The sequence below is a fragment of the Pseudomonas schmalbachii genome, from assembly GCF_017589465.1.
GTDB lineage: Bacteria > Pseudomonadota > Gammaproteobacteria > Pseudomonadales > Pseudomonadaceae > Pseudomonas > Pseudomonas schmalbachii.
The window spans coordinates 17,956-41,148 of the sequence record NZ_JAELYA010000002.1; the positions used below are offsets into that span (position 1 = coordinate 17,956).

Annotated in this window: 21 protein-coding genes and 1 pseudogene; 2 read left to right on the forward strand and 20 right to left on the reverse strand. The window is 63.6% G+C overall.

What is annotated here, in order from left to right; all coding sequences use genetic code 11:
- Nucleotide 1: 1 nt before the first annotated feature.
- The 4 genes from JFY56_RS05620 to JFY56_RS05635 are packed head-to-tail and all read right to left on the reverse strand — an operon-like array spanning nt 2 to nt 3,227.
- Nucleotides 2–1,150 (reverse strand): amidase, encoded by a 1,149-nt coding sequence (locus tag JFY56_RS05620; protein WP_208312551.1) that lies wholly within the window; start codon nt 1,148–1,150, stop codon nt 2–4.
- Nucleotides 1,147–1,662 (reverse strand): nuclear transport factor 2 family protein, encoded by a 516-nt coding sequence (locus tag JFY56_RS05625; RefSeq protein ID WP_208312552.1) that lies wholly within the window; start codon nt 1,660–1,662, stop codon nt 1,147–1,149. Before JFY56_RS05625 ends, JFY56_RS05620 begins: the two co-directional genes overlap by 4 nt.
- Nucleotides 1,663–1,665: 3 nt before the next feature.
- Nucleotides 1,666–2,037 carry a hypothetical protein gene (locus JFY56_RS05630; RefSeq protein ID WP_207887365.1) on the reverse strand — a complete coding sequence of 124 codons (372 nt, stop codon included), beginning with the start codon at nt 2,035–2,037 and terminating at the stop codon, nt 1,666–1,668.
- Between the two features lie 38 nt (nt 2,038–2,075).
- Complete coding sequence (locus JFY56_RS05635) at nt 2,076–3,227, reverse strand: acyl-CoA dehydrogenase family protein (RefSeq protein ID WP_208312553.1); 1,152 nt, start codon at nt 3,225–3,227, stop codon at nt 2,076–2,078.
- 201 nt (nt 3,228–3,428) lie between these two features.
- Between JFY56_RS05635 and JFY56_RS05640 the strand changes: the two genes are divergently transcribed.
- Nucleotides 3,429–4,928, forward strand: a complete 1,500-nt coding sequence (locus tag JFY56_RS05640; protein ID WP_208312554.1) for a PAS domain S-box protein — start codon at nt 3,429–3,431, stop codon at nt 4,926–4,928.
- A 38-nt stretch (nt 4,929–4,966) separates the two neighbouring features.
- Here the strand turns inward: JFY56_RS05640 and JFY56_RS05645 are convergent, their stop codons facing one another.
- The 16 genes and pseudogenes from JFY56_RS05645 to paaN all read right to left on the reverse strand — a co-directional run bounded on the left by JFY56_RS05645 (nt 4,967) and on the right by paaN (nt 21,981).
- Complete coding sequence (locus JFY56_RS05645; protein WP_208312555.1) at nt 4,967–5,227, reverse strand: PAAR domain-containing protein; 261 nt, start codon at nt 5,225–5,227, stop codon at nt 4,967–4,969.
- Nucleotides 5,228–5,278: 51 nt separating this feature from the next.
- Nucleotides 5,279–5,485: a DUF2388 domain-containing protein gene (locus tag JFY56_RS05650; RefSeq protein ID WP_208312556.1), complete on the reverse strand. Its 207-nt coding sequence runs from the start codon at nt 5,483–5,485 to the stop codon at nt 5,279–5,281.
- Nucleotides 5,486–5,732: 247 nt separating this feature from the next.
- Entirely contained in the window at nt 5,733–7,337 is a 1,605-nt protein-coding gene (locus JFY56_RS05655; RefSeq protein WP_328824814.1) for a type VI lipase adapter Tla3 domain-containing protein, read from the reverse strand.
- A gap of 2 nt (nt 7,338–7,339) precedes the next feature.
- Nucleotides 7,340–7,507, reverse strand: a pseudogene (locus tag JFY56_RS05660) (hypothetical protein); the annotation flags it as partial.
- Nucleotides 7,508–7,602: 95 nt separating this feature from the next.
- Nucleotides 7,603–8,286, reverse strand: coding sequence for a hypothetical protein (locus tag JFY56_RS05665; RefSeq protein ID WP_208312558.1), 684 nt, complete (start codon nt 8,284–8,286; stop codon nt 7,603–7,605).
- A 52-nt stretch (nt 8,287–8,338) separates the two neighbouring features.
- The gene (locus JFY56_RS05670) at nt 8,339–8,560 is read right to left on the reverse strand and encodes a hypothetical protein (protein WP_208312559.1); all 222 of its coding nucleotides are present in this window, start codon (nt 8,558–8,560) and stop codon (nt 8,339–8,341) included.
- A gap of 20 nt (nt 8,561–8,580) precedes the next feature.
- Complete coding sequence (locus JFY56_RS05675; protein ID WP_208312560.1) at nt 8,581–8,841, reverse strand: PAAR domain-containing protein; 261 nt, start codon at nt 8,839–8,841, stop codon at nt 8,581–8,583.
- 22 nt (nt 8,842–8,863) lie between these two features.
- Nucleotides 8,864–10,423 carry a type VI lipase adapter Tla3 domain-containing protein gene (locus JFY56_RS05680; RefSeq protein WP_408004379.1) on the reverse strand — a complete coding sequence of 520 codons (1,560 nt, stop codon included), beginning with the start codon at nt 10,421–10,423 and terminating at the stop codon, nt 8,864–8,866.
- Nucleotides 10,416–12,593 (reverse strand): T6SS effector phospholipase Tle3 domain-containing protein, encoded by a 2,178-nt coding sequence (locus tag JFY56_RS05685; RefSeq protein ID WP_208312561.1) that lies wholly within the window; start codon nt 12,591–12,593, stop codon nt 10,416–10,418. The genes JFY56_RS05680 and JFY56_RS05685 overlap by 8 nt, the downstream gene beginning before the upstream one ends.
- Nucleotides 12,594–12,615: 22 nt before the next feature.
- A complete protein-coding gene (locus tag JFY56_RS05690; protein WP_208312562.1) occupies nt 12,616–15,114 on the reverse strand; it encodes a type VI secretion system Vgr family protein in 2,499 nt (832 codons plus the stop codon).
- Nucleotides 15,115–15,410: 296 nt separating this feature from the next.
- On the reverse strand, nt 15,411–16,901 hold the full coding sequence (locus JFY56_RS05695; RefSeq protein WP_208312563.1) for an aldehyde dehydrogenase family protein: 1,491 nt from the start codon (nt 16,899–16,901) through the stop codon (nt 15,411–15,413).
- 103 nt (nt 16,902–17,004) lie between these two features.
- Entirely contained in the window at nt 17,005–17,403 is a 399-nt protein-coding gene (locus tag JFY56_RS05700; RefSeq protein WP_208312564.1) for a c-type cytochrome, read from the reverse strand.
- Nucleotides 17,404–17,631: 228 nt separating this feature from the next.
- The gene (feaR, locus tag JFY56_RS05705; protein ID WP_208312565.1) at nt 17,632–18,546 is read right to left on the reverse strand and encodes a transcriptional regulator FeaR; all 915 of its coding nucleotides are present in this window, start codon (nt 18,544–18,546) and stop codon (nt 17,632–17,634) included.
- Nucleotides 18,547–18,684: 138 nt separating this feature from the next.
- The gene (paaX, locus tag JFY56_RS05710; RefSeq protein ID WP_208312566.1) at nt 18,685–19,608 is read right to left on the reverse strand and encodes a phenylacetic acid degradation operon negative regulatory protein PaaX; all 924 of its coding nucleotides are present in this window, start codon (nt 19,606–19,608) and stop codon (nt 18,685–18,687) included.
- A 77-nt stretch (nt 19,609–19,685) separates the two neighbouring features.
- Nucleotides 19,686–20,285, reverse strand: a complete 600-nt coding sequence (gene paaY, locus JFY56_RS05715; RefSeq protein WP_208312567.1) for a phenylacetic acid degradation protein PaaY — start codon at nt 20,283–20,285, stop codon at nt 19,686–19,688.
- Nucleotide 20,286: 1 nt separating this feature from the next.
- Entirely contained in the window at nt 20,287–21,981 is a 1,695-nt protein-coding gene (paaN, locus tag JFY56_RS05720; protein ID WP_208312568.1) for a phenylacetic acid degradation protein PaaN, read from the reverse strand.
- Between the two features lie 414 nt (nt 21,982–22,395).
- On the opposite strand from paaN, the gene paaF reads away from it, so the two are divergent.
- Complete coding sequence (paaF, locus tag JFY56_RS05725; protein ID WP_208312569.1) at nt 22,396–23,169, forward strand: 2,3-dehydroadipyl-CoA hydratase PaaF; 774 nt, start codon at nt 22,396–22,398, stop codon at nt 23,167–23,169.
- Nucleotides 23,170–23,193 lie beyond the last annotated feature (24 nt).

Genomic DNA, 23,193 nt, shown 5'->3' on the forward strand with positions numbered 1-23,193 from the left:
CTCAGGCCGTTTTCTTGTTGGCTGGTCGCTCGGCGGCCAGCGCTTGTTCCAGTTGCGCGCCGAAGGCGCAGACAAGTTCGTCGTGGCCCTTCCGGCCAACGATCTGCAGGCCGATCTTCAGCCCGCCACATTCCAGTTCCACCGGCACCGACAGCGCCGGGTACCCGCTGAGGTTGAAGGGCCGCACGAGGGCGGTCATGCCGGCTACGGTCTTGCTGCCGCCACGTGCTTCTCTGAGCAGTGGCGGCAGGCCCGGCAGAGTCGGCAACAGCAGGACTTCGTAGTCTTCCAGGGCGGCATCCACCGCCCGGCTGAAGCGCAGGCGCACGGCCTCCGCTTCGGCGAGTTCGGCGGCATCGGTGCGGCTGGCGGCGAGCAGGCGCTGCTCGACATCCGCGCCCAGCAGGCCCTTGCCGGTCAGCGCGCCAAGCGCCGCCCAGTTTTCGTGATTGATCACCGACAGGCCGGCGCTGAAGGCTTCGTCGAAGCCTTCCAGTCGCAAGCTGTCGCGCCGCCAGCCAGCACGATCGGCGGCAACGCCGATGCGCGACAGCAGGTTGGTTTCGGCCGCCACTTCAAGCAGCGCCACGCGCGCGCCGGCGCCGGGTGCCGCGACTTCACGGAAGTCCGGGCAGATCACCCGCATCGCGGTGATCAGATGATCCATTCGCGCGGCGAAGGGGCCGACGCAATCCAGGCTGCTGGCAGCCGGATGCACGCCCACGCGACTGACGCGGCCGTAGGTCGGTTTCAGCCCGGCAATGCCGCAGCAGGCAGCCGGTACACGCACCGAGCCACCGGTGTCGGTGCCGAGGGCAATGTCGGCGAGGCCGGAGGCAACCGCCACCGCCGAGCCGCTGGACGAACCGCCGGGTACGCGGTCCGGCGCCTGCGGGTTCTGCGGGGTGCCGGTCCAGTCGTTGATGCCGGTGACGCCGAAGGCCAGCTCGTGCAGGTTGGTCTTGCCGACGATGCGCCAGCCGGCGCCCAGCACTGCATCCACCACGTCGGCGTTGCGTTCTGCTGGAGCGCTGTCGGCCAGTGCGCGGCTGCCGCATTGGGTGCGGTGGCCGGCGATGTCGATGGTGTCCTTGACCGCGACGCGCAGGCCGTCGCCGCCAAGCTGGAATTCGCTGACGAATACGCTCATGCCGAAAGCACCTCGCGGGGTGCGCCCAGCGGCTGCTGGAACAGGCGCTGGGTACGGAAATGGCTGATCAGCCAGTTGCCGTCGATGCAGCGGAAGTCGATGTCCAGGCGGGTGCCGAACAGTTCGCTGCGCCCGTCGGCGTAGGTGGAAATCTGCTGCATGATCCACTGCCCGCGCGCGCCCTCGCCTTCCACGCGGATCATCTCGCTGGTCAGGTAGTGCAGGTTCAGGCTGAAGTGCGGCGACGGCGGCAGGTAGGCGGCGACGAAGGCCGCCACGGCTGCGCGGCCCTGGTGATGGCCGAAGGTCTGCGCGGTTTCACGGCCGATGCCTTCCCAGATGGCGTCCTCGCTGAACAGCGCAGTCAGCTCGGCAGTGATCTCAAGGGAAGGGCTCGCCGGAGCATTGCGCGGCACATCGCAGAGGTCCATGTAGCGCGCCATCAGGCGGCGCACCTGGCTCTCCCCTTCGAGCACAGCCAGGCGCTGTTGCAGGTTCGCGAGTTCGCTCATGGCTCAGGTCCGCGCGGCTTCGGGAATGGTCAGCGGACGGCCGATGCGTGCCTCGACCTTGGCGTACTTCCACAGGCTGTATTCGTTCACCGGGGTGGTGCGGAACAGGTTGCAGGCGTCGATCACGGTCTGGTGGCAGTCGACGTCGGCCATGATGTAGACGGTCCACGGCGAGGTGGTGGAGGCGCCGACCATCAGGCGGTCGTCGTCCAGCGCGCCGAGCACGGTGACGCCGGGCAGCGCGCCGAGCGAGCCCATCATCTGGCTGAAGCCCTTCCACACGGCGAGACCTTCGCCGGTGGGCAGGTCGAAGAAGTTCTGCGTGATGCCGATGCAGAACAGTACGCGCAAGGGTTCCTGGGTGGCTTGGGTCATGGTCGATCCTTAATCGCTGAACTGGGTGAATTCGTGGCTTACAGGTAGCCGGGAATCGGTGGCACGCCGAGGAACACCGCGCCGGCGCCGTCGTACATGCCGTCGCTGAGGAAGGCGTGCTGGGTGACCACCATGCTGTCGCGCAGGTAGCGCTGCAGCGGGTTGCCCAGGTAGATGGCTGCGGTGCCGGCAAGGCCGTAGGCGCGCTGCACGGCGGCGGCGCCGGCGCGGGATACGTGCACGGCGGCCAGGCGCAGCAGGCTGACCTGATCCGGGGTGACCGGGTTGCCGGCGAGGATGGATTTCCAGACTTCCCCGGTGGCGTCGTAGAAGAAGCTGCGCGCGGCGCGCAGATCGGCTTCCGCCTTCGCCACCTCGATGCGGACGTAGGCGCGGTCGGCCAGCTTCGGCGCACCGGTGATGCCGCCACCGGAGGCCATGCGGGTCACTTCGTCGAGCGCGGCGCGGCCGAGGCCGAGGTTGACCACGGCGAGCACCTGGGCGGCGTAGGCGATGGTCGGGTAGCGGTAGAGAGGCTCGTCGATGGTCGCTTCGCCGCCGCGGATGAAGGTCCAGCGATCCTCGACGAAGGCGCTATCGAGACGCAGGTCATGGCTGCCGGTGCCTTTCAGGCCAACCACGTCCCAGTTCTCGATGATTTCCACACGGTGCGCCGGCAGCAACGCGGTGCGCGGACGCCCACCGGGACCGGCGGCGCCGATGCCGACACCGAGCACGTCGGCTCCCTTGCAGCCGCTGGCGAATTTCCAGGTGCCGGTGACCTTCCAACCACCTTCCACCGCCTCGGCGGGTTGCATCGGGAAGAGTCCGCCGGCGAACACCAGGTCGGGGCCCTTGGCATACAGCTCGGCCTGGCTTTCCTTCGGCAGCGCGGCGAGATAGGTGCTGGCGCTGCCGAAGCTGGCGACCCAGCCGGCGGAGCCGTCGGCTTCCGAGATGCGTTCGATCATGCGCAGGAATTCGGCCGGCGCCATGGCGTCGCCGCCGAAGCACTTCGGCGTGGCGGAGCGATAGATGCCGACCTGCTTGAAGCGCTCGATCATGTCGCGCGGTACGTGGGAGCGCAGGTCGAATTCCTGGCGGCGCCGACGCACTTCGTCGAGGACCTGCTCGAAGTCCGCGGCGGCTTCGCACGGCGCTTCTTGCGCGGCGACGGCTGGGTTCAGCATGGGCGTCATCTCCGTTGTTGTTCTTGGCCATGCCGCAATGGGCGGCGATTGGGGCCAGTGTATGGAGCGCAGCCGAAGCCCCTCTATTGGGGCGTGCAGCCCGGCAACTAAGGGAATCCCCTAGTCCCGCACTGGTAAATTCCGAGCGTCGCCGGGCAGCCTCTCGGGTATAACGGGCAGGTACACCGCGAGAGCCACGAAATGCAGCCCGCCGAGAAAGACTTCCAGCAACTGATCGAAGCCATGCCGCTGTGCATCCTCCTGCACGATGCGCAGACCAAGGAGATCCTCTGGGCCAATCGCGCGGCCCTGAAGGTGCTGGGTTTCACCCTGGAAGAGCTGATCCCGCTGAAGGCGCCGGACATGACCAAGCACGCGCCGAAGTACCGCCGCTCGGTCGGTCTGCGCTGGCTGGAAGGCGCGGCGCGCACCGGCCAGCGCGCCATCGAGTGGTGCTATCGCTCCAAGCAGGGCGAGGAAATCCTCGCGGAAGCGGTCGCCACCCTGGTGCATCTCGCCGAGCGCGACGTGCTGATGGTGCAGTTCCGCGACATCTCCCGCGAGGAACAGGTCAAGCGCGACTTGAGGCGCACCGAAAGCCGCCTGCGCGCCTTCATGCAGGACCTCGCCGAAGGCGTCGCGGTGCTCGGTCCCGAGGGCGATATCCGCTTCCTCAGCGAATCCGCCGCGCGCCTGCTGGAGGGCGATGAACACGTGCGGCTCGGCGAGAACTTCCTCGACTGGTGCGACGAGGAATCCCGCGATCGGCTGGCCCGGCGCCTGTCGATGGAACTGCCCGACCGCACGCCGTACAGCGTGCATTACCACCTGCAGCGGCGCGACGGCGAATGGCGCTGGCACCACGCGACCTGCCGCTACATCGAGATCGAGGACGATCTGGTCGGCCATCTACTGCTATTCCGCGACGTGACCGAACAGGTACGCGCCGAGGAATCGCGTCGACAGAGCGAGCGCAAACTGGAATACCTCGCGCGCTACAACGCCATGGGCGAAATGGCCGTCGCCATCGCCCACGAACTGAGCCAACCACTGGCGGCGACACGCAACTTCATCGAAGGCACCGCGATTCGCCTCGGCCAGCAGGGCGAGATCGATCCCTCGGTGAGCTGGGGGCTGGACAGCGCAGTGCGGCAGATCGAACACGCCTCGGTGATCATCAAGAGCGTGCGCGAATACGTGGTGAAGCTGGAGCAGGCGGAACAGATCGTCGACCTCAACGAATTGCTGCAAGAGACGCGCTACTTCATCAGCCTCAAGGCGCAGGACGTCGGCGTTCGCCTGGAAGTGGACCCGGCCAGCGAGCCGCTGCCGGTCAGCTGCGAAAAAGTGCTGGTCGGCCAGGTGATCCTCAACCTGGCGTTCAATGCCATCGAAGAGATGACCGACCTGCCCGCCGAACTCCGGCTGCTGCGCATCCACACCCGCGCGGTTGGAGATCGCGTGCAATTCTGCGTGGAAGACCGGGGCCGCGGCATCGATGCCGGCGCGCGGGAGAAGCTGTTCGACGGATTCTTCACGTCGAAAGTCAGCGGCAACGGGATTGGGCTGGCACTCTGCAAGAACATCATCGGCCGGCATCGTGGGGATATCTGGGCGGAGAATGTGGAGCCGGCCGGGGCGATGTTCTGTTTTTCGTTGCCGAGGGTTGGAGACGCAGCGATGACAGAGTCGAAAGACTAACTGCCCCTCAATAGACGAGCCGTCGATTCCCCGCGCCTTTACCTCTCAGCATTTCCTTTGGGATTACTGGCAAGAAGACTGGCTCCACATGCCGTCTTCATGCCATGCAGAGCTACTGGAACTCCTCCCACATCAAGCAAAGCGCTGCCTTCGGCGATGGGAAACACCCCCAAACAAAGTGGGCAGACAACCTTGTGCCCAACACCCGCCATAGGCTTGCCATTGAGGTCGGTCTGACTGAATGCTTCGATCACGGTGCCACCGTGACTGGTGGAGTCGCCGAGGCGGATGATGTCCATGTGTCTACTCTCCTTCCAACTCCACGCAGCAGTAGTTGTTGGCGCAAATCATTACATTGCACTCCCCACCAGTACCTCCAGGGCAAAGGAATCCTGTTCGAGTCTGCTCCCGGGCTCACTGCTGACAAGATAATCCTGCCAGGCGCGCTCCAGTTGGGCGCCATGAATGCGCCCTTCCGAAGCAACGAAGGCCGCAGCATCCTCGCGGGCATAAGCATAATTCTTGAAGGCGAACATCCGCGGACGGGTATCACTCACGTAGGAGGACCCTATGCTGGTCAGCAAGGGCAGACCAAATGTGGCACCCAGGGTGACGTTGCAACTGATGTCCTGTAGGTCACTTGAGGGCTCGGCCCAACAAGGGTGAATAAACAATACGATCAAAAAGCAAAGTGCCTGGCCTGGAAGCCTTGTCCTTTCCATCAATGGAGCATCCTTCTATCAATCGGTAACCAGAGTCAGCAAAACAACCAAGCAATACTCGGCATAAAGAGAACAAATCGACCTACAACTCATCCATCCAGTCCCCTTTCGGTTTCAGGCTGGCCAGGAACTCCTCCAGGGCGTAGTCGTCGTCGAGCAACTGGCGGGCGGGCGGTGCCGCTTGCAGGGAGGCCGACTGCGGCGCTGGTTCTGGCGGTGGCACGGGCACGGCGGGTTCGCTGCTGGCGTTCTGCGGCAGCAGGTCGACGCCGAAGGGCCTGCCGACAGGCTTTTTCCCCGGCGTCGGTGAGGTGATGGCAATGATCGTCGCCTGATCTTGGCGTCGTAGGGGCATGACTACGCTGGTGTCGGCATTGAGGTGGCTAGCCATGGTCGCCAAGGCGATGCCGACAAAGGGCGATGCGGCGCCGGTATCACCGAGGCGCTGGGTGAGGTCGTAGCTTTCCCGAGAATCCAGTAGGTCCAGCGTGCTATGGGCCGCGCGCAGGGCCGGCGTTAGTTCGGCCAGCGGAGTGGCATTCAGGCCGCCGTCGTAGAACAGACGGGCGGGTTTGGGGCTCAGCGGATCGGTAGCATTCTTCCAGCCGGCGGCGAGTTGCGCAGTCAGCGCCTCGCGCTTGAGGCGCTCGCCGGTATCGGGGCGGGTCAGCGCCACAGTGACCGGGCGATGCAATCTGGCCAGCACCGGCATCGCGTCCCACTGCTCGAAGGCGCGTACGGTCCAGGGCTGGGGAATGAAGGGCGAAGGCTGGAACTCCACAGGCGGCTTGCGCCACCCCCAACCACGGAACTCAGGGTCGATCTTGTTCGCGTTGACCTTGGTGTAGGGCGCGTATTGGCGCAGCCAGTCGACCCGCTCGGGCCGACCGACGATCAGGGCGACCATGGTGTCCGTAAGCTCACCAGGCTGTCGTGGGCCGGTCCCTACGCCGATGGGCCTGTTTCCCTTCGTCATCAATGACAAGGCCATATTGAAGCCTTCATTGGCATACACCAGCACCGCCGGTAGATCGGGATAGCGCTCGAACAACTGGAACAGCGACTCCAGTAAGCCCTCGGGGGTGTCGTTACAAATGATGCCGTCCTGCAGATTGCGAATGCGGTGCCAATGCAACCCTGCCGGTGCCCGTAGGTCATTGACCATCACAGACAGGCTTTCCCTCGTTTCCTCGGGTGTGAAACGTAGATTCGGCGTATCAGGGTTCCAGCCCCGCACCACCGTGATCGTAGGTATCGGCCATTTCTCCAGGAAATCTTTTAGCCCCAGCTCTAGGGCATCGGCCTCCCGCTTTTCATAAGCCATATCCTTGTCGTCCGCGGTGATCGGATACCGCTTCGGGTCCATGGGCAGGATACTGCCGACGTGCAATGCGTCCGTCTGCCTGGAGCTCTGCTCCTGCAGGGCCTGCCAGAGCTTGCCCTGGCGGAAGACGTCCAGGCTGATACCGATGCTGAGCACGTCGAGGGTTTCCAGGCGTGGCGAGGTAGTGGGAGCATGGTAAGCAGCGCTGGACATGACGGCCTCCTTGGCCGGGACATAGGCGGTAATGTATGTCGCCGGGCTGGCGAAACAGCGCAGCGGGGACAAGGGCGATTCGGCGGCGGAAAGCCAGGGGCTGGTCAACAGCATCCACACGACAGATGGGGGTAAGAGCAGCCAGCGCATCAGAGCCCCCGCTCTATGCGCTCATAACAGCCGGCGAGGTCGTTGACGCCGTGCACGACGATGGTCACGCGGGGCTTGGGCGGCGGCGGGACGAGATGCACGTCGCCGCCGTTGGGCATGGTGATGGCCTGTGCCGAACAGATCGTCCTGATCCGAACCGCGTCGTTCATGGCGTAGCTCCTTGCTGGTCTTCGGTGTTCCGTCTTGCCAGACAGGCGGCGTCGAGCAGTGACTGCCCGTACTTCCCTGCCTGGATTTGCAGGTATCAGGGCTCCAGATCGAACACGAACGGATCATCCGGGTCCGGGAAGCTCAGTCGATAACGCTCTCCCGTGGACTTGCCGTCGAACCGGACATAGTCAACTTCCAATCCTTCGGGATGATTTTCCTGAGCAGGTCCCGTATAGCGGTTGCGGGGATAGATGAACTGATTCCGCGGGGTCTTCCGAACGGCCGAGCAGGAGGCGAAGAGCGGCGGCAGGACATACAAGCTCCGATGATGCAGAAGCAGCACCCCGGTATAGCGGTCCCCTTTTCCACTACTCACGTACTGGAGCTCCAGGCATATCGAAGAGCCGTTCTGCCAGTACGTAACACGTTCCAGACTTTCCGGATCAATGGGGTCTCTGCCACGCCAGGTTTCAGGCGCACGATCAATCGCGTCCCGTAGACTCCAGCGCCGCTTGTCGACAACCAGCGCCTCGCCATCGAACGCCATGTCGGGGTCGTTTTTCTCAGGAGCCATGGATAAGCCATCCGGTACGACCCACTCCTCCTGCTCCTGACCCACCACTGCCGCACGCATCGCATTGACCCAGATGCACTTCCTGGGCGATGCCGTGCATGGCATCGCCAATTCTTGCCCACTCCCATCGAACAGGTTGTCGCCAAGCGAACGGTAGAACGTCCGATAGTCACTGAACTGGGCCTGGGCAGGTTGTGCCAACATGAGCAGGCAGCCTGCGAACAGAACGCCCCGCATACGAACATGCCCCCTCATCTCAGCGATACTCCTTGGCGCCCGTCGCCTTGATGTAATCCGGATTGGCTTTCCAGAAAATCATTTCTCCTGTTGCGGTCGTGGACACGTACTTATAGGAGTAACGGCCACGTTCACGCGTGCTCACCATGGTTTGGGGTTTCTTGTTGTACTGGGTCCAGATGGCTAGCTGCCCACCTCTGGAGGGACGCGTTGAAGTGATCTGCAGCACCTTGACGATCACGCCCTCGCTCCCCACACCATTCAACTCTCCGCATTTCCTTTGGGATTACTGGCAAGAAGACTGGCTCCACATGCCGTCTTCATGCCATGTAGAGCTACTGGAACTCCTCCCACATCAAGCAAAGCGCTGCCTTCGGCGATGGGAAACACCCCCAAACAAAGTGGGCAGACAACCTTGTGCCCAACACCCGCCATCGGCTTGCCATTGAGGTCGGTCTGGCTGAATGCTTCGATCACGGTGCCACCGTGACTGGTGGAGTCGCCGAGGCGGATGATGTCCATCTACTTGCTTCTCAGATGCCACTTAAAGGTCATCCCACCAGTTCTTGGTTGGACTCAGGTTGGTAATTAGATCGGAGACGCCGTCTTCCTCGATTGTGGTGGCCGACGGTGAAATTGCCGTTAGATGCTGACCAGCCAGCCATTCGGTTCCAAACAGTTTCTGCATGGGCTCCGAAGGCTGGTCGCTGCTACTAAAAGCAGGGGCGATGTCTACTCCGAAGGGGTTGTCGGTGGCTTTGTGTCCAGGCTGGTCGGGGGTGACGACGATATAGGTGGCCCGCTCCTGGCGACGCAGAGGCATGACCACGCTGGTGTCGCCATTCAGGTAGCTAGCCATGGTAGCCAAGGCGATGCCGACGAAAGGCGAAGCGGCGCCGGTGTCGCCCAGGCGCTGGGTGAGGTCGTAGCTTTCCTTCGAGTCCAACAGGTCGAGCGGGCTGTGCGCTGCCTTCAGGGCCGGCATCAGATCGGCCAGCGGCGAGGTGTTATAGCCGCCGTCATAAAATAGCCGGGTCGGCTGTGGCTGGATGGTATCGGTGGCCTGCTTCCAGCCCTTGGCGAGTTGGGCAGTCAGTGCGTCACGCTTGAGGCGTTGGTGGGTATCAGGGTGTTGCAGCGAGATGCTAACCGGGCGTTGCACCCAGGCGAATACCTTGAGGGCATCCCACTGTTCCATGCCACGGCGGGTCCAGGGCTGCGGGATGAACGGCGAGGGCTGGAAGGCCACAGGCGGTTGGCGCTGCCAGCCGGCGAAACCTGGGTAGAGAGGGACGCCATTGACCTTGGTGTAGGGCGCAAAGAAGCGCAGCCATTCCATGCGCTCGGGGCGGGCGAAGATAAGAGCGGTCATGGCATTGACCAGTTCGCCGGGCTTGCGTTCGCCGGCGCTGGCCCCCACAAAGTGGGTGTCTTTACTCGCAAGCGCCAGGGCCATATTCAGCCCCTCTACTACGTAAACCAGTAGCGCGGGCATATCCGGGTTGGCTTCGAAGGTCTGGAAGACGGTTTCCAAGGCATCTTCGGGTGTATCGCTGGTGACGATGCCGTTATCGAGTTGGCGGATACGGTGCCAGTGCAGGCCGGCTTCAGGGCGCCGATCGCTCGCCAGTGTTTGCAGCATGACGTCAGTCATTTCGGGAGGAAATCGCAGGTTCGCAGCATGCCGATCGTAACCGCGCACCACCACCATCGTGGGAATGGGCCAGGCCTCGGGGAAGCGTTTGACGCCCAACTCAAAGGTGTCCGTTTTACGTTTTTCCCAAGCATCGTTCTTGTCGCTGGCCAGTATCGGATACTTCGCCGGATCGGTAGTTAGGATGCTGCCCACATGCAGGCTGTCGGGCTGAGCGGCATTCTGTTTCTGCAGTTCGCTCCAGACTTGCCTCTGGCGGTAGGTGTCCAGGCTGAGGCCAACGCTAACCACGGCCAGGCGGTCCAGGTGTGGGGAGGTGGCGGGGGCGCTATGGGGCAGTGCGGGATTCATGGCGGCGTCCTTGTCGAATAGGTTGGCGGTGCAGGCGGCCAGCAGGCCCAAGACCAGCAGGACGCCTAGGCGGAAGGATTTCAGGGAGTAGTTAGCCAATCTGTTCGCTCTTGATCAGGCAGGGCATCGCGGGGCGAAAGTACTGCGGGTAGCGCTGGTCACAGCCACAGGCGTAGTAGTCGGCGGTGGCATCGATCAGCATGCGGTGCTCCGGCTTTTCCTGCTGGTAGAGCGCCAGAGAGGCAGCATCAGGCTTGTCATCTAGAATGCCGGCAAGAGCCGTGGCCGCGGCGTCCTCGGCTGGAATGACTCCGTTATCTGTCCCTCTCCATCCCAACCTCCAATCCGCCACCCGACACAGATAGCGGTAGAAATCCTCGTCATCGATGCTGCGTGCCTGCCCCAGAGCCAGGTCATATGCCATGGCCTTGCGGCTGTGCTCGGAGTTCGCGGGTATAGCGGAGTGGAAGGACAGAGCGTCGTCCTCGGTGAGCTCGTCCTTGGGCGTGTTCATCAGGCGCCGGCGGGCCTCGTTAGGGCTTTCGTCAAAGGTGACTTCGTAGGTGGCGCCGCGGTCCTCTTGATTGACCGTCATGTAGCGCACCCGATGCCAGTCTGCCGCCCATGCATTGTTGTCAGGAGCGGTGTAAGGGTTACGTGCAAGATCGTTCAGATCGCTGGCCTGTTCTTCGAAATGACGTTTGAGGGCATCACCATACAAATCGCGAGGGGCTTCCATTGTGCGTGTACCGCTGGGATAGCGTTGCAGGCCCTTGTGGGTAACGGCGATGGAAGCCTCGATCGGGTCCATGGCTTCGCGCACCTGGTGCACGCCATTCTTCTCGGTGTTCCAGACGACATTGCGGAAATCGCCGTCGAAATTGACTCGAAGCGGTGTGGGTAGCTTGGCGGCGCTGATACGCACGCTCTGGCCCACATCGAAGTTGGCGCGCGATATTGCGCCGCCCACTCCATCCCAGGTTCCTTCGCCGCTCTGACGCAGCACGTAGCGATGGTCCGGTCCATGGGCGCCGACTTCCTCAGGCTGCCCATCGCGTGTGCGAGTGGTGAAGATGCGCTGGTGAAAGCGCGGCCCCAGCCGATTGAGAACGGTGACCTTTTCCAGGCTGTCGGGGACGCCCTGCCAACCGATACCTTGCACGTTGCGCAGGCCGACAGTCTGGTCGAGGGGCGTGAAATACAGGCTGACGGTACCGCGGTTGTCGCGCTCATCGAAGGTGATGCCGGTGTCGTCCTGGCGGCTGGCGCACTGCTGTCCGGTCCATTGCGGCCCACCAATACAGCGTGGGCTGGCAGGATCGGCCATTTCCTCCAGGCTTGGCATGGAATGGGTGCCTTCGCCAATGAAGTTGACGATGTTGGCCAGGGTATCCAGACGGGCCTGGGCGGTTTGCTGGAGTTTTTGTACCTCCCAATGTTCCAGTACCGGCTGGATAAGGCTGTAGGGCGAATTCATCAGAATGCCGGCATCAATGGGGCGTTGTCCGCCCGCCTCCAGGAAGGCATTGGCCAGCAGGGTAAGCAGTGTGCCCTGGCTGTGGCCGACCACGTTGACGGTATCGTCGGGATAGCGCTCGCGGATGATGCTTACCAGCATGGCCAGGCGCTTGGCGGCCAGCACCATGTAGTTCCGCGGTGGGCCGGGGAACAGGGGATGACGCGGTGTACTGACGAAGAATGAGTTGAGCGGCACCACGCCGAACAGGTAGCCGCTGAAGCCTCGCTCCCACATGTCGGGTAGGGTGGTGGTGGCATTGGCGAAGATGCCACCTTCCTTGGAGCCGGACTTGTCCAGGCGATTGCCATAGCGGTCCAGCCATTCGCCGTGGGGCGTGTCTTTGCGCAGATAGGGTTTGCCTGTCTTTGGGTCGATTTCATCGGATTCGCGCGAGCCCCAGTAGAAAGGGATGACGATGCCCCGCGGGGAGCTATCGTGGCGCCGCCGGTAGTAGACCTTGTCAGGGTTGGGAGCATCCTTGTCCTCGGGTGTGGGCAGGGTGTAACGGGCAGCGATGAGCGAGGCAGGACTGGGCTGCCCCCTGGTGGTGCTCAGATGGTCCAGGCGCTCGTTAAGGCCCTGGCACAGGCCGCTCTCGATGGAGTCGTAGACGCCAGCCAGGTCGTTCACGCCGTGCACCACAATGACGATACAGGGCTTGGGCTGGCGCTTCTGCACGTAGGAGAGGTTGTTCTGACCCGGCGCCAGGGGCGCGGTGTGTTCGCCAGTTACGGTGCGGTTTCGCGTCATGAGCATGTCGATCCCTCTGCTCTTATTCCGTGTCGATCAGGTCGAACCTGGCGATATGCATGGCCTGGTCCTCAAGTAACTGGGTGGCGCCCTTGGCATCGGTGATGCCTTCGATGACCTGACCGTTGCCGAGGGTGACACGGTAATTCTGGTTGGCCACTGGCCGTTCACCGTCGGGAAGGGTCAGGACAAAACGCCGCTGCGTATCGCCCATCTTGAATTGAGGCAGCTCCGCCGCCAGGCTGGTGGCGCCCAGATGGCTATGCTTGGCCGCCTTGACGATGAAGTTGCCAGGCATGCCCAGCTCGATGTTGCCGCCCTTGAGGGTGAGGTAGGCGCCGCCGCACATCAGGGTGATGTGCTCCTTGGCCGACACCAGCACATGACGATTGCTTGCGCTGATCTCGACGCTCTGATCCGCTTGCAGGCGGATGTCGTTGTGCTGGGCCTGCAGCAGCAACTGCCCCTGGTGAGCGATATGGCGCATTTCGCCGCTGTGGGCGAACAGCCCCAGGTCGGTGCCGGCATTGACGACGAATTTCTGCCCGGAGGTGAGTTGCTGGTTCTGCTGGGCGACGCTGTCGATATGCTCGCCAGCCGCCAGCGTGAGGGATTGCGGGGTGCCGGCGGCGATGCCTGCCGGGCCGCTCAGGGCGATGGCCGGTTTGCCGCCGTTGGGTTTGTTTGCCTCGTCGTTGGCGCCGTGCCCAAGGTCGCGCACCGCGTCGCTGAGGGTCTGCTGAGGCGCGACGTCATGGTCGACGCCCTGGTGCTCTCCGGCGTAGTCGCCCAGCTCTCGTGCCAGCTGCAGCGCGGCTTCCAGCACCTGGACGACCGTGCCCCGGTTCAGTTGCCCGCCATTGGCCTGCAATTGCTCTTCGGTACTCAGCAGCAGCCCCTTGGCCGCACGTACCGCGCCATGCTCGTCGGTGCGTAGTTCGAAACCTTCACCACGAGGCGCGCCGCCATCGGGGCGCGGGTGGGTCAGATAGCCCAGATGCAGATGGCTGTCGCCGTGATCGCTCATCAGCGCGGCGCTGATCTGCTTCGTGGTGTCGTCGATGCGCAGTTCGTTGGCCCGACTGCCGCGGTATTCCTTGCTCTTGATGGTGCTGAGGATCTTGTGGTCCGGTAACTGATAGGGAGGTCGGTTGGTCGCCCGATAGGTGCGTCCGGTGATGATCGGCTGGTCGCAATCGCCGTCGAGGTAGTCGACGATTACTTCCTGGCCGATACGCGGGATCGCCATATGTCCCCAGTCCGCGCCGGCCCAGTTCTGCGCCACGCGAATCCAGCAGGTACTGAACTCGTCGTTGCGGCCTTCCCGATCCCAGGGAAACTGGACCTTCACCCGCCCCCATTCGTCGCAGTAGATCTCCTCCCCTTCCGGCCCCACCACGGTCGCGATCTGCGGCCCGTCGACGCTGGGTTTCGGCAGGGGCTCGGGGCGCCACTCCGTCTCCTCGGCAACCAGTTCGGCGGTGTAGTCGTAGCTCACGCCCATTCCGGCATCGGCGGACTCGTTCTCCTGGCTGGCGTACTGAATGCCTTTGTGGGTGATACGTACCGGTCGCCACCAGCAGTTGAAATCATCGCGGGGATGGCCGGTCAGCTGGAAGGACAGGCCGGGCATCAGGCGCGGATCATCGCCTTCGACCGTTGCGATCTGGGCGTCCCGGCGATGCCCCCTCAGCCGGTCTTCGGTGAATGGTTTGCCGACCGTGCTGACCTTGTAGCGGCCGGGGTAGTCGTAGCGCTCATAGTCCTGCCGCTGATGCTTCAGCGTTTCGCCACGGACCTTGTGCTGCTGGTTGTAGGTGGGGCGTTTGAAGGTGTAGTCGCGCTGACTCTGCTGGGCGGTGCGGACATTCTCCGAGTAACTGAACGAGTACAGCACCGACTGCGGATTGTCACCGGTCGGCTGCCTACTATAGAGCACCGGCTCACCCTGGATGCGCGGCTGGATGAGCAGTTTGTCGCCGTGGACGAGGGTATGGGTGGACTCATCGAAGGTGAAGAAATAGAACAGCCCTTCCTCGGTGGACAGCCGGTCGAACAGGTACAGGTCGGTGTCGCCGGCCTGCACGCAGTACTCGCGGGGTTGGTGGTCCAGATGGATGCTCTGCTGGTAATGCAGGATTCCCTGCTCTTTCAATAGCAGCGCCAGTATTTCCGGCACGCTCTTCTGCTGGAAGATGCGCCAGTTGGAACTGAGCGAAAGACGGGCAAGTTGCGGTTCGACCACGGCGCTATAGCGAGTGCGCTCGAAGCCGGTCGTGCCCTGGGTAAAACTGGAAACCAGTCCGTGAACATGGCGGACTGGCTGGTCGCCTTGCCAGAGGGTCAGCAGTGCCGGCTGGTCGAGCACCTGCCCGAAGTCGATGGAGCTGCTATAGCTGGCCAGTTCGACAGTGAGCCGGAACGGCTCGGAGAGCGCCTCCTCCAGCGTGAACTCGACAACTTCGAACTCCAGTCGGCTGGAAGTGACAGCAAAGGTGAATTTCAGGTCCCTCTGACGCATAGAGCCATCCCTGACAATCAATTGGGAGATCTACACCGAGCTACGGAGAGATCCCACGCCATCCATGACGTGGGCGAATGCTAATTCCTTCCTTTTGCGCAAGTTCTTGCGCAACTCCTGCCAACGCCTTTGAATTCAATGTCTTAAGTAAATTGTATCTAATTATTTCATAACTAAAACAGGGAGCGGCAACCAGACCAGCCGCACGCAAAGCTCCAAAATCACCTTCCGGATGAGTCTTTCTCGAAAAAAGGCAGGCCAACCGGCCTGCCGAGAGGTGGAACGCGAAAGCTGTTTCAGTGCGCGATGCACACCGACTTGACCTCGGTATAGGCCTCGACCACTGCGCGGCCGAACTCGCGGCCCATGCCGGACTGCTTGACGCCGCCGAAGGGCATACTCGGGTCGAGCAGTACGTGGGCGTTGACCCATACGGTGCCGGACTCGATGCGCGGGACCAGGTTCATCGCCTTGGTCAGGTCGTTGGTCCACAGGCTGGCGCCGAGGCCGTATTCGCTGTCGTTGGCCATCTCGATGGCCTGGTCTTCGTTCTTGAACGGCAGCACGCCAAGCACCGGACCGAAGACTTCGTCGCGGGCGATGGCCATCTTCTGGGTCACGTCGGCGATGATCGTCGGCTGGACGAAGAAGCCGTCGCCTTCTACCGCCTCGCCACCGCAGACCACGCGCGCGCCTTCGCGGCGGGCGGTTTCGATGTGCTTGAGTACGCTCAGTTGCTGCTTGCGCGATACCAGCGGATTGATCTGCGCACTGCCGTCCATGCCGGCACCCATACTCATGCCGCTGACGGCGGCGCTGAGCTTTTCGACGAACTCGTCGTAGCGCGACTCATGCACGTAGAAGCGCGACGCAGCGGCGCAGACCTGGCCATTGTTGAGCAGGCCACCGAGCAGCGCGCCCTGTACGGCCTTGTCGATATCGGCGTCGGCCAGCACGATCATCGGATTCTTGCCGCCCAGTTCGAGGGCGAAGCGGGTCATGTTCTGCATGGCGGCGATGCCAACGCTGCGGCCCACGGCGGTGGAGCCGGTGAACGAGACCTTGCTGATCAGCGGGTGCGAAGCCAGGCCGCCGCCGACGGTAGCGCCACCACCAGTAACCAGGTTGAACACGCCCGCCGGCACACCGGCTTCGAAGGCCAGCTCGGCCAGGCGCAGGGCGGTCAGCGGGGTTTCGCTGGCCGGCTTGATCACCACGGTGCAGCCGGTGGCCAGCGCCGGCATCAGTTTCCAGATGGCGATCATCATCGGGAAGTTCCACGGCACGATGCCGGCCACCACACCGACCGGCTCGCGGCGGGTGTAGGCGGTGAACCTGGTGCCCGGCGGCAGCGGGATAGACACGTCCATCGTGGTGCCTTCGATCTTGGTCGCCCAGCCGGCCATGTAGCGCATGAACTCGACGGTGGCGCCGACGTCCAGCATGCGCGACAGGTTGATCGACTTGCCCTGGCTGAGGGTTTCCAGCTGGGCCAGTTCCTCGCCGTGCTGCTCGACCAGATCGGCGAAGCGCAGCAGGATGCGTTCGCGGTCGGCCGGACGCAGGTCGGACCACACGCGGGACTTGAACGCCGCATGGGCGGAACGCACCGCGCGGTCAAGCATATCGGCGTCGATATCGGCGACGCGGGCGATGACTTCGCCGGTGGCCGGGTTGAGTACGTCGGAAGTCGGGCCGTCGGTGACTACCCAGGCGCCGTCGATGAAGCAGCCGTGGCGGCGGCTCAGGAATTTGCGTACCTGCGGCAGGGTTTCGGTGATGCTCATGGTCAACTCCTGATCATGGGTTTCGAAATGGGAGATCGACCCGGCGTCGGGAGTCGTTGGGCTTCGCTGCGCTCAGCGCCAACCTACGGCGGGTCTGGCGGGCTCAGCGTTGCTGGCTCAGCCAGCAGGTGACGGCCTTGCGTTCGGCGGCATCGGCGAGGCCGGCGAAGGGCATGTAGGTGCCCGGAACGGCCGCCTGCGGTTGTGCGATAAAGGCGTCCAGCGCATCGCGGGACCAGGCCGCGCCCTTGGTCTTCAAGGCCTGGGAGTAGCTGAAGCCAGCCAGCGAGCCGGACATCCGGCCGACCACACCATGCAGGTTCGGGCCCATCATTCCCGGCTCGTTCTGTTTGGCCGAATGACAGACCGCACAGTCGCGGGCGAATACGTTCTGGCCCTGCTCGGCCTCGGCGGATGGGCAGCCATCGGCCAGGGCAAGACCGGGCAGCAGCGCCAGCAGCAGCGCGCCGGCAGCGTTCTTGAGGGATTTGTGGAAGGACATCTGACTCCACCTCGAATGGATCAAGCCGGCCAGTAAAGACGTGCCGGCGCGCGCGAGGGATTCGCGCAGGTCGAGGAGGATTGTTACCGGGGCGAGAAAGGCAGGTTTTTTCCTGTGTGCCAGTCGTGTTGGCAGGAATGCCAAGTAGGTTGGTGCTCAGGACGTAGGGCGGGTGAAACCCGCCGATTGCAAGGCACCGCAATGGCGGGTTGCACCCGCCCTACTTCGTTACTGGAGATAGCGTTTGCGGTACTCGCCCGGCGACACGCCGAAGCGCGACTTGAACGCCGTGGAGAAGTAGCTGGAATCCGAGAAACCCCAGGCATAGCCGAGCGCCGAGAGCTTCTGCTCGAAGTGCGCGTTGCGCAGCGACTCGGCGCAGAAGTCCAGGCGGCGGTTCTTGATGTACTGGGCGACGACCATGCCCTTCTTCGAGAACATGCGGTACAGGCCGCGCACGGAAACACCGACCTCGCGGGCGATCAGTTCCGGGCAGAGTTCCTCGGCGCTGATGTGCTCGTCGATGAAGGCCACGGCCTTGCGGAACAGCCGCTCGTGGCTGTCGCATTCGCTTTCCTGGGCGCTGATCGCCGGGCGCAGCAGGCTGACCAGCGCGTCCAGCGTCGCTTCGCTTTCCTGCATGCCGAGCCCGTCGTGGCGGCTGACGCCCTGCACCAGGCTGTTGGCCAACACGGCGATGGGCGCGCTGCCGGGGATGCGCGTCGCGCAGTTGACCGTGGTGATGCGCGCACGCTCGAACACCTGGCGCGGCACGATCAGCGATACCTGGCGGGCGTCTTCGAGGTAGGTCATGTTGCTCGGCAGGCTGGCGTCGATCAGGGTGATGTCGCCGGCCGCCAGTTCCACGCGGTTGTCGCCCTGCTCCAGGCGCGAACGGCCGTCCAGCTGGAATACCGCGTAGTAGTTGTTGAGGTCGCAGGCCGCCACTTCCTTGCTGGTCCGGTAGAGATTGACCTGGGCCAACTCGACCTGGCTCAGCTTGATGGCGCCGCCCTGGAATTCCCTGAGCGCACCGTGGAAATCCGGACCGAGGGTGCGCGCGGCGAAGCGCCCGCAGGCCTGGTTGATCCGGCCGAGCCATGCTTCGAAAGCATCGCCCCTTGAGATGGATGAGGTATTCATGACTCGCAAAGCCTCGCACTCATTGTTTTTATCAGCGACCGCTTCTTCGAACAAATCGTCTCCGGCCGGCATCAAGGCCGGCCACTCTCGATGCGGCGCCAACAGCTATCGCATCGAGAGGCAGTTTTCACGCCAACTTCACTTCAATCCGCCGAAACGACGGTAGAAGCTTTCCCCGACGTCCGGAAGCGGGCCGTCGGCGGTTTCCAGATTGCTGTTCAGCCACTCTTCCGCCTTGGCGAAGATCAGGCGGTAGATATTGCGACACAGCTGTCTCGCCGCGCGACCTTCCCAGTCGCCGGGCAGCAGTTCGTCCGGCAGTTGTGGATCACGAAGGAGCAGCCGGCGGTATTCGTGGATCAGCAGGGTGCGCGCGAGGAAGCAGTCGGACGGCTGCAGGTTGTCCTGCTCGCGCAGCGCCTGCCAGAGCGGGCGGAACAGGCGGATGAACTCGCTGTAATGGCTCGCCAGTTCGTCGATGTTCCAGCTTTCGCGCACCTGCAGGCGCATAGCGCGGGAGGCCAGTACGTCCTGCGCGTGGGTCTCGAAGACGATGCTGTCGTCCAGCGCTTCGAGGTCCTGCAGGGTGGTCACCAGATCCGCGCGGTCGCAGCGCGGGCAGGCCAGCACGGTCGGCGAGATGGCGCCGAAGCCCTGCCATTCCAGTTCCTCGCGCACCTGTTTGCGCTTGTCCGCCGCCACCTGCGACAGCATCACCAGCGTCCAGGAACCGTCCCACGCCGGCAGGCTGGAGCTGTACACGCGCTTGAAAGCCTTCTCGAAACGCCGACGACCGGTACCGGTCAGGCTGTAATAACTGCGCCGGCCGACCTTCTCGGCGGTCAGCCAGTCTTCCTTGGTCAGGCGGAAGATCGAGGTGCGGATCAGCCGTTCGTTGATGCCGATCGGCTCCAGCAGGTTGATCAGGCTACCCAGCCAGACGGTGCCGCCATGGGGTTCGATCGCGTCGCCATAAAGCGTGATAATCAGCGAACTGGCGCGAATTGGCGTCTGTTCCTGGAAACGGGTGATCAACTGGTTGAGCGGAGCGAGGGCGGTCATGGGTCGGTCGGGCGCGGTCAAAGCCCCGACTATACCTGCCCGCCGGCCCGCCTTGCCATTGGTGAGAACACCAGTGGTCATAGGGATTTATCCCCTTTCGGGCGGAAGCCTGTATCACCCATGCGCGGGCGCTCGGCCTCGACTTCCGCCAGCGGCTGGCATTCGACCATGCTCGCCAGGCAGCGCCGCGCCAGTTCCTGGTATTCGCGGGTACCGCGCTGTTTCCAGGCCACTTCCTCGTCGCTGAGCTGACGCTTCATCGCCGCCGGCGCGCCCATCACCAGGCTCTGCGGCGGACATTCGAAGCCGGCCTTGACGAAGGCGGCGGCGGAAACGATGGAACGCTCACCGATGCGCGCCTTGTCCATCACCACCGCATTCATTCCCACCAGCGCGTCGGCGCCGATGACGCAGCCGTGCAGCACCGCGCCGTGACCGATGTGGCCGTTGCGCTCGACCAGCGTGTCGCTGTCCGGGAAGCCGTGCATCACGCAGGTATCCTGCAGATTCGCGCCCTCTTCCAGGACGATCCGCCCGAAGTCGCCGCGCAGCGCCGCCAGCGGGCCGATGTAGCAGCCCGGACCGACGATCACGTCGCCGATCAGCACGGCGGTCGGATGCACATAGGCGGTCGGGTGAACCACCGGCGCCAGGCCTTCGAGGCTGTAGCACGGCATGTCAGGCGCCCTCGACCGGTGCATGACGACGGCTCTGCACCACCACGAAGCGCCGGGTGACGAAGGCGCCGTCGGTGATCGAAGCGTTTGCCGTGGGGTTGCCGCCGGTGGCGTGGAAGTCGCTGAAGGCCGCCGACTGGTTGACGAACACACCACCGTCGAGATTCACCGACAGCGCGACCGCCACGTCCTGGGCGAAGTCTTCGGCGCGCCCGAGGAAGGCCTCGTCGGTGGAGTAGACGCCGAGGGTCATGGCGCCCTTCTCCTTCAATACCTCGCCGGCGACCTGCAGGCTGTGGGCGCTGTCGTCGGTGGCGATGACGAAGGCGATCGGACCGAAGCGCTCCTCGCCATAAGCGGCGCGGTCGGCAGCGTCCACCTTGAGAAGCAGCGGCGTACGCACGCGGGCGCCGGGGAATTGCGGGTGTTCACGGCTTTCGCTGTCCAGCAGGATTTCGCCCAACTCACGGCTGGCGAGGATGCGTTCGGCAGTCGCCTCGGACTGGATCGCACCGAGCACGCCACAGGCACGGTCGTTGTCGGAGAGGAAGCCGCTCACGGCCTTGGCCAGCGCGTTGGCGACCTCGTCGAAGCTGACATGCTCGTCGCCATTACGGATACCGCCACGCGGTACATAAATAGCCTGGGTGGTGGTGCACATCTGCCCGGAGTACAGGCTGAGGCTGAACGCCAGGTTGCGCGCCACTGCCTTGAGGTCGCACACGCTGTCGATGATGACGGTGTTGACGCCGGCCTTCTCGGTGAACACCTGGGCCTGGCGAGCGTTGTCCTCCAGCCAGTTGCCGAAGGCGCTGGAACCGGTGAAGTCGACCAGTTTGACGCGCGGATCGAGAGCCAGGGTCTGGCTGATCGGCGCTTCCGGGGTATCCACCACCAGACTGACCAGTGCTGGGTCGAAGCCCAGTTCAGCAAGAACTTCCTGAGCCACGCGAACACTCAGCGCCGCCGGCAGGATCGCCGCCGGGTGCGGCTTGACCAGTACGGGATTGCCGGTGGCGAGGCTGGCGAACAGGCCCGGATAGGTGTTCCAGGTCGGGAAGGTGGCGCAGCCGATCACCAGCGACAGGCCGCGCGGCACGATATGCCAGCGCTTGTCCATCACCAGCGGGTCGGCCTTGCCCTGCGGCTTGTTCCACACCGCCGCTTCCGGCACTTCGGCCATCGCCCGCCAGGCATAGGCGACCGCTTCCAGCGCGCGGTCCTGCGCATGCGCGCCGCCGGCCTGGAAGGCCATCATGTAGCCCTGCCCGCTGGTGTGCATGACCGCATGGGCCATGCTCGGGCTCATGGCGGACAGGCGCTGGATGATCTCCAGGCAGGCGCCGACGCGCGCCTTCGATCCGGCATCGCGCCAGGCCGGTTGGGCTTGCTGCATGCGGGTCAGCAGCTCTTCCGAATCGTACTGGTCGTAGGTCACGCCGAGGTCGAAGCCATAGGGCGAACGCTCGGCGCCGATGCGGCCAACGGCCTGCGGCCCCTTCAGCTCGAAATGGCGGTTCAGCAGGCTCTCGAAGGCCGCTTGCGCACCCTTCACCGACTCTTCCGGATATTGCTTCAGGCTTTCCCCATGGGGCGACCAGTAGTCGCGGCGGGCAATGGCCTCCACGGCGCGTTCGAGGGTGGCGCGGTGATGCTCGAACAGTTCGAGGGCGGAGGCTTGGGCGGCGGAAGGCATGGGGAAATCCTCTTGTAGTTGTAGCGCTCGCTGGGCGGCGCCTGCACGGCTATGGCTGAAATACTTCGCAAAGTGATAAACATCGTTTCGAATTTTGTATCACATCAATTCGTAACGTAAAAGCGCCGTTCGCCGTATCACTTCATGGGGATGCCTCAGCCACCTCCGACAAGCGGCATTTCTGCCTTTAAACCCTCATGCAGCCGGACTTCCGCAGAAGTCATGGCAGTTTAGACACATCCGCACATTCACCAATACGAGACACATAAACAAAAATCATACTTGTTGTTTTGTATCACTTTAGGCATATACTGCGGAAAACCCGGGATACCTCCGCCTGCCGTGCAAGGGATACCCGGAATTCCAACAATGAGCCGGCCCGCGATGCCGTGCGTGCAGCCTGAGGACATGCAGATGCCTCGTACCCTTGTCGTCTCGACACCTCTGCCGGGCGTCCGCCTGATCACCCTGCAGCGTCCCGAGGCCCTCAACGCGCTGAACACCGAACTGCTCGGTGAGCTGGCCGCCGAACTGGAAATCGCCGAACAGGACGTCGAGACCCGCGCCGTGGTGCTGACCGGCAGCCGCAAGGCATTCGCTGCCGGCGCCGATATAAGGGAGATGGCCGAGCGCGATCTGGTCGGCATCCTCAACGACCCACGCGTCGCCCACTGGCAGCGCATCGCCGTCTTCTCCAAACCGCTGATCGCCGCGGTCAACGGCTTCGCCCTCGGCGGCGGCTGCGAGCTGGCCATGCACGCCGACATCCTGATCGCCGGCGAAGACGCCCGCTTCGGCCAGCCGGAAATCAACCTCGGCATCATGCCCGGCGCCGGCGGCACCCAACGCCTGCTGCGCGCCGTGGGGAAATCGCTGGCCATGCAGATGGTCCTCACCGGCGAAGCCATCGACGCCCGCCACGCCCAGCGCGCCGGCCTGGTCAGCGAAGTCACCCAGCCCGAACTCACCGTCGAACGCGCCCTGCAGATCGCCCGGAGCATCGCGCAGAAGGCCCCGCTGGCCGTACGCCTGGCCAAGGAAGCGCTGCTCAAGGCGCTGGACACCGATCTCGCCAGCGGCCTGCGCTTCGAACGCCACGCCTTCACCCTGCTGGCCGGCACCGCCGACCGCGAGGAAGGCATCCGCGCTTTCCAGGAAAAGCGCCGCGCCGAATTCCATGGCTGCTAAGCCACACCTTCCAACAATAAAGAT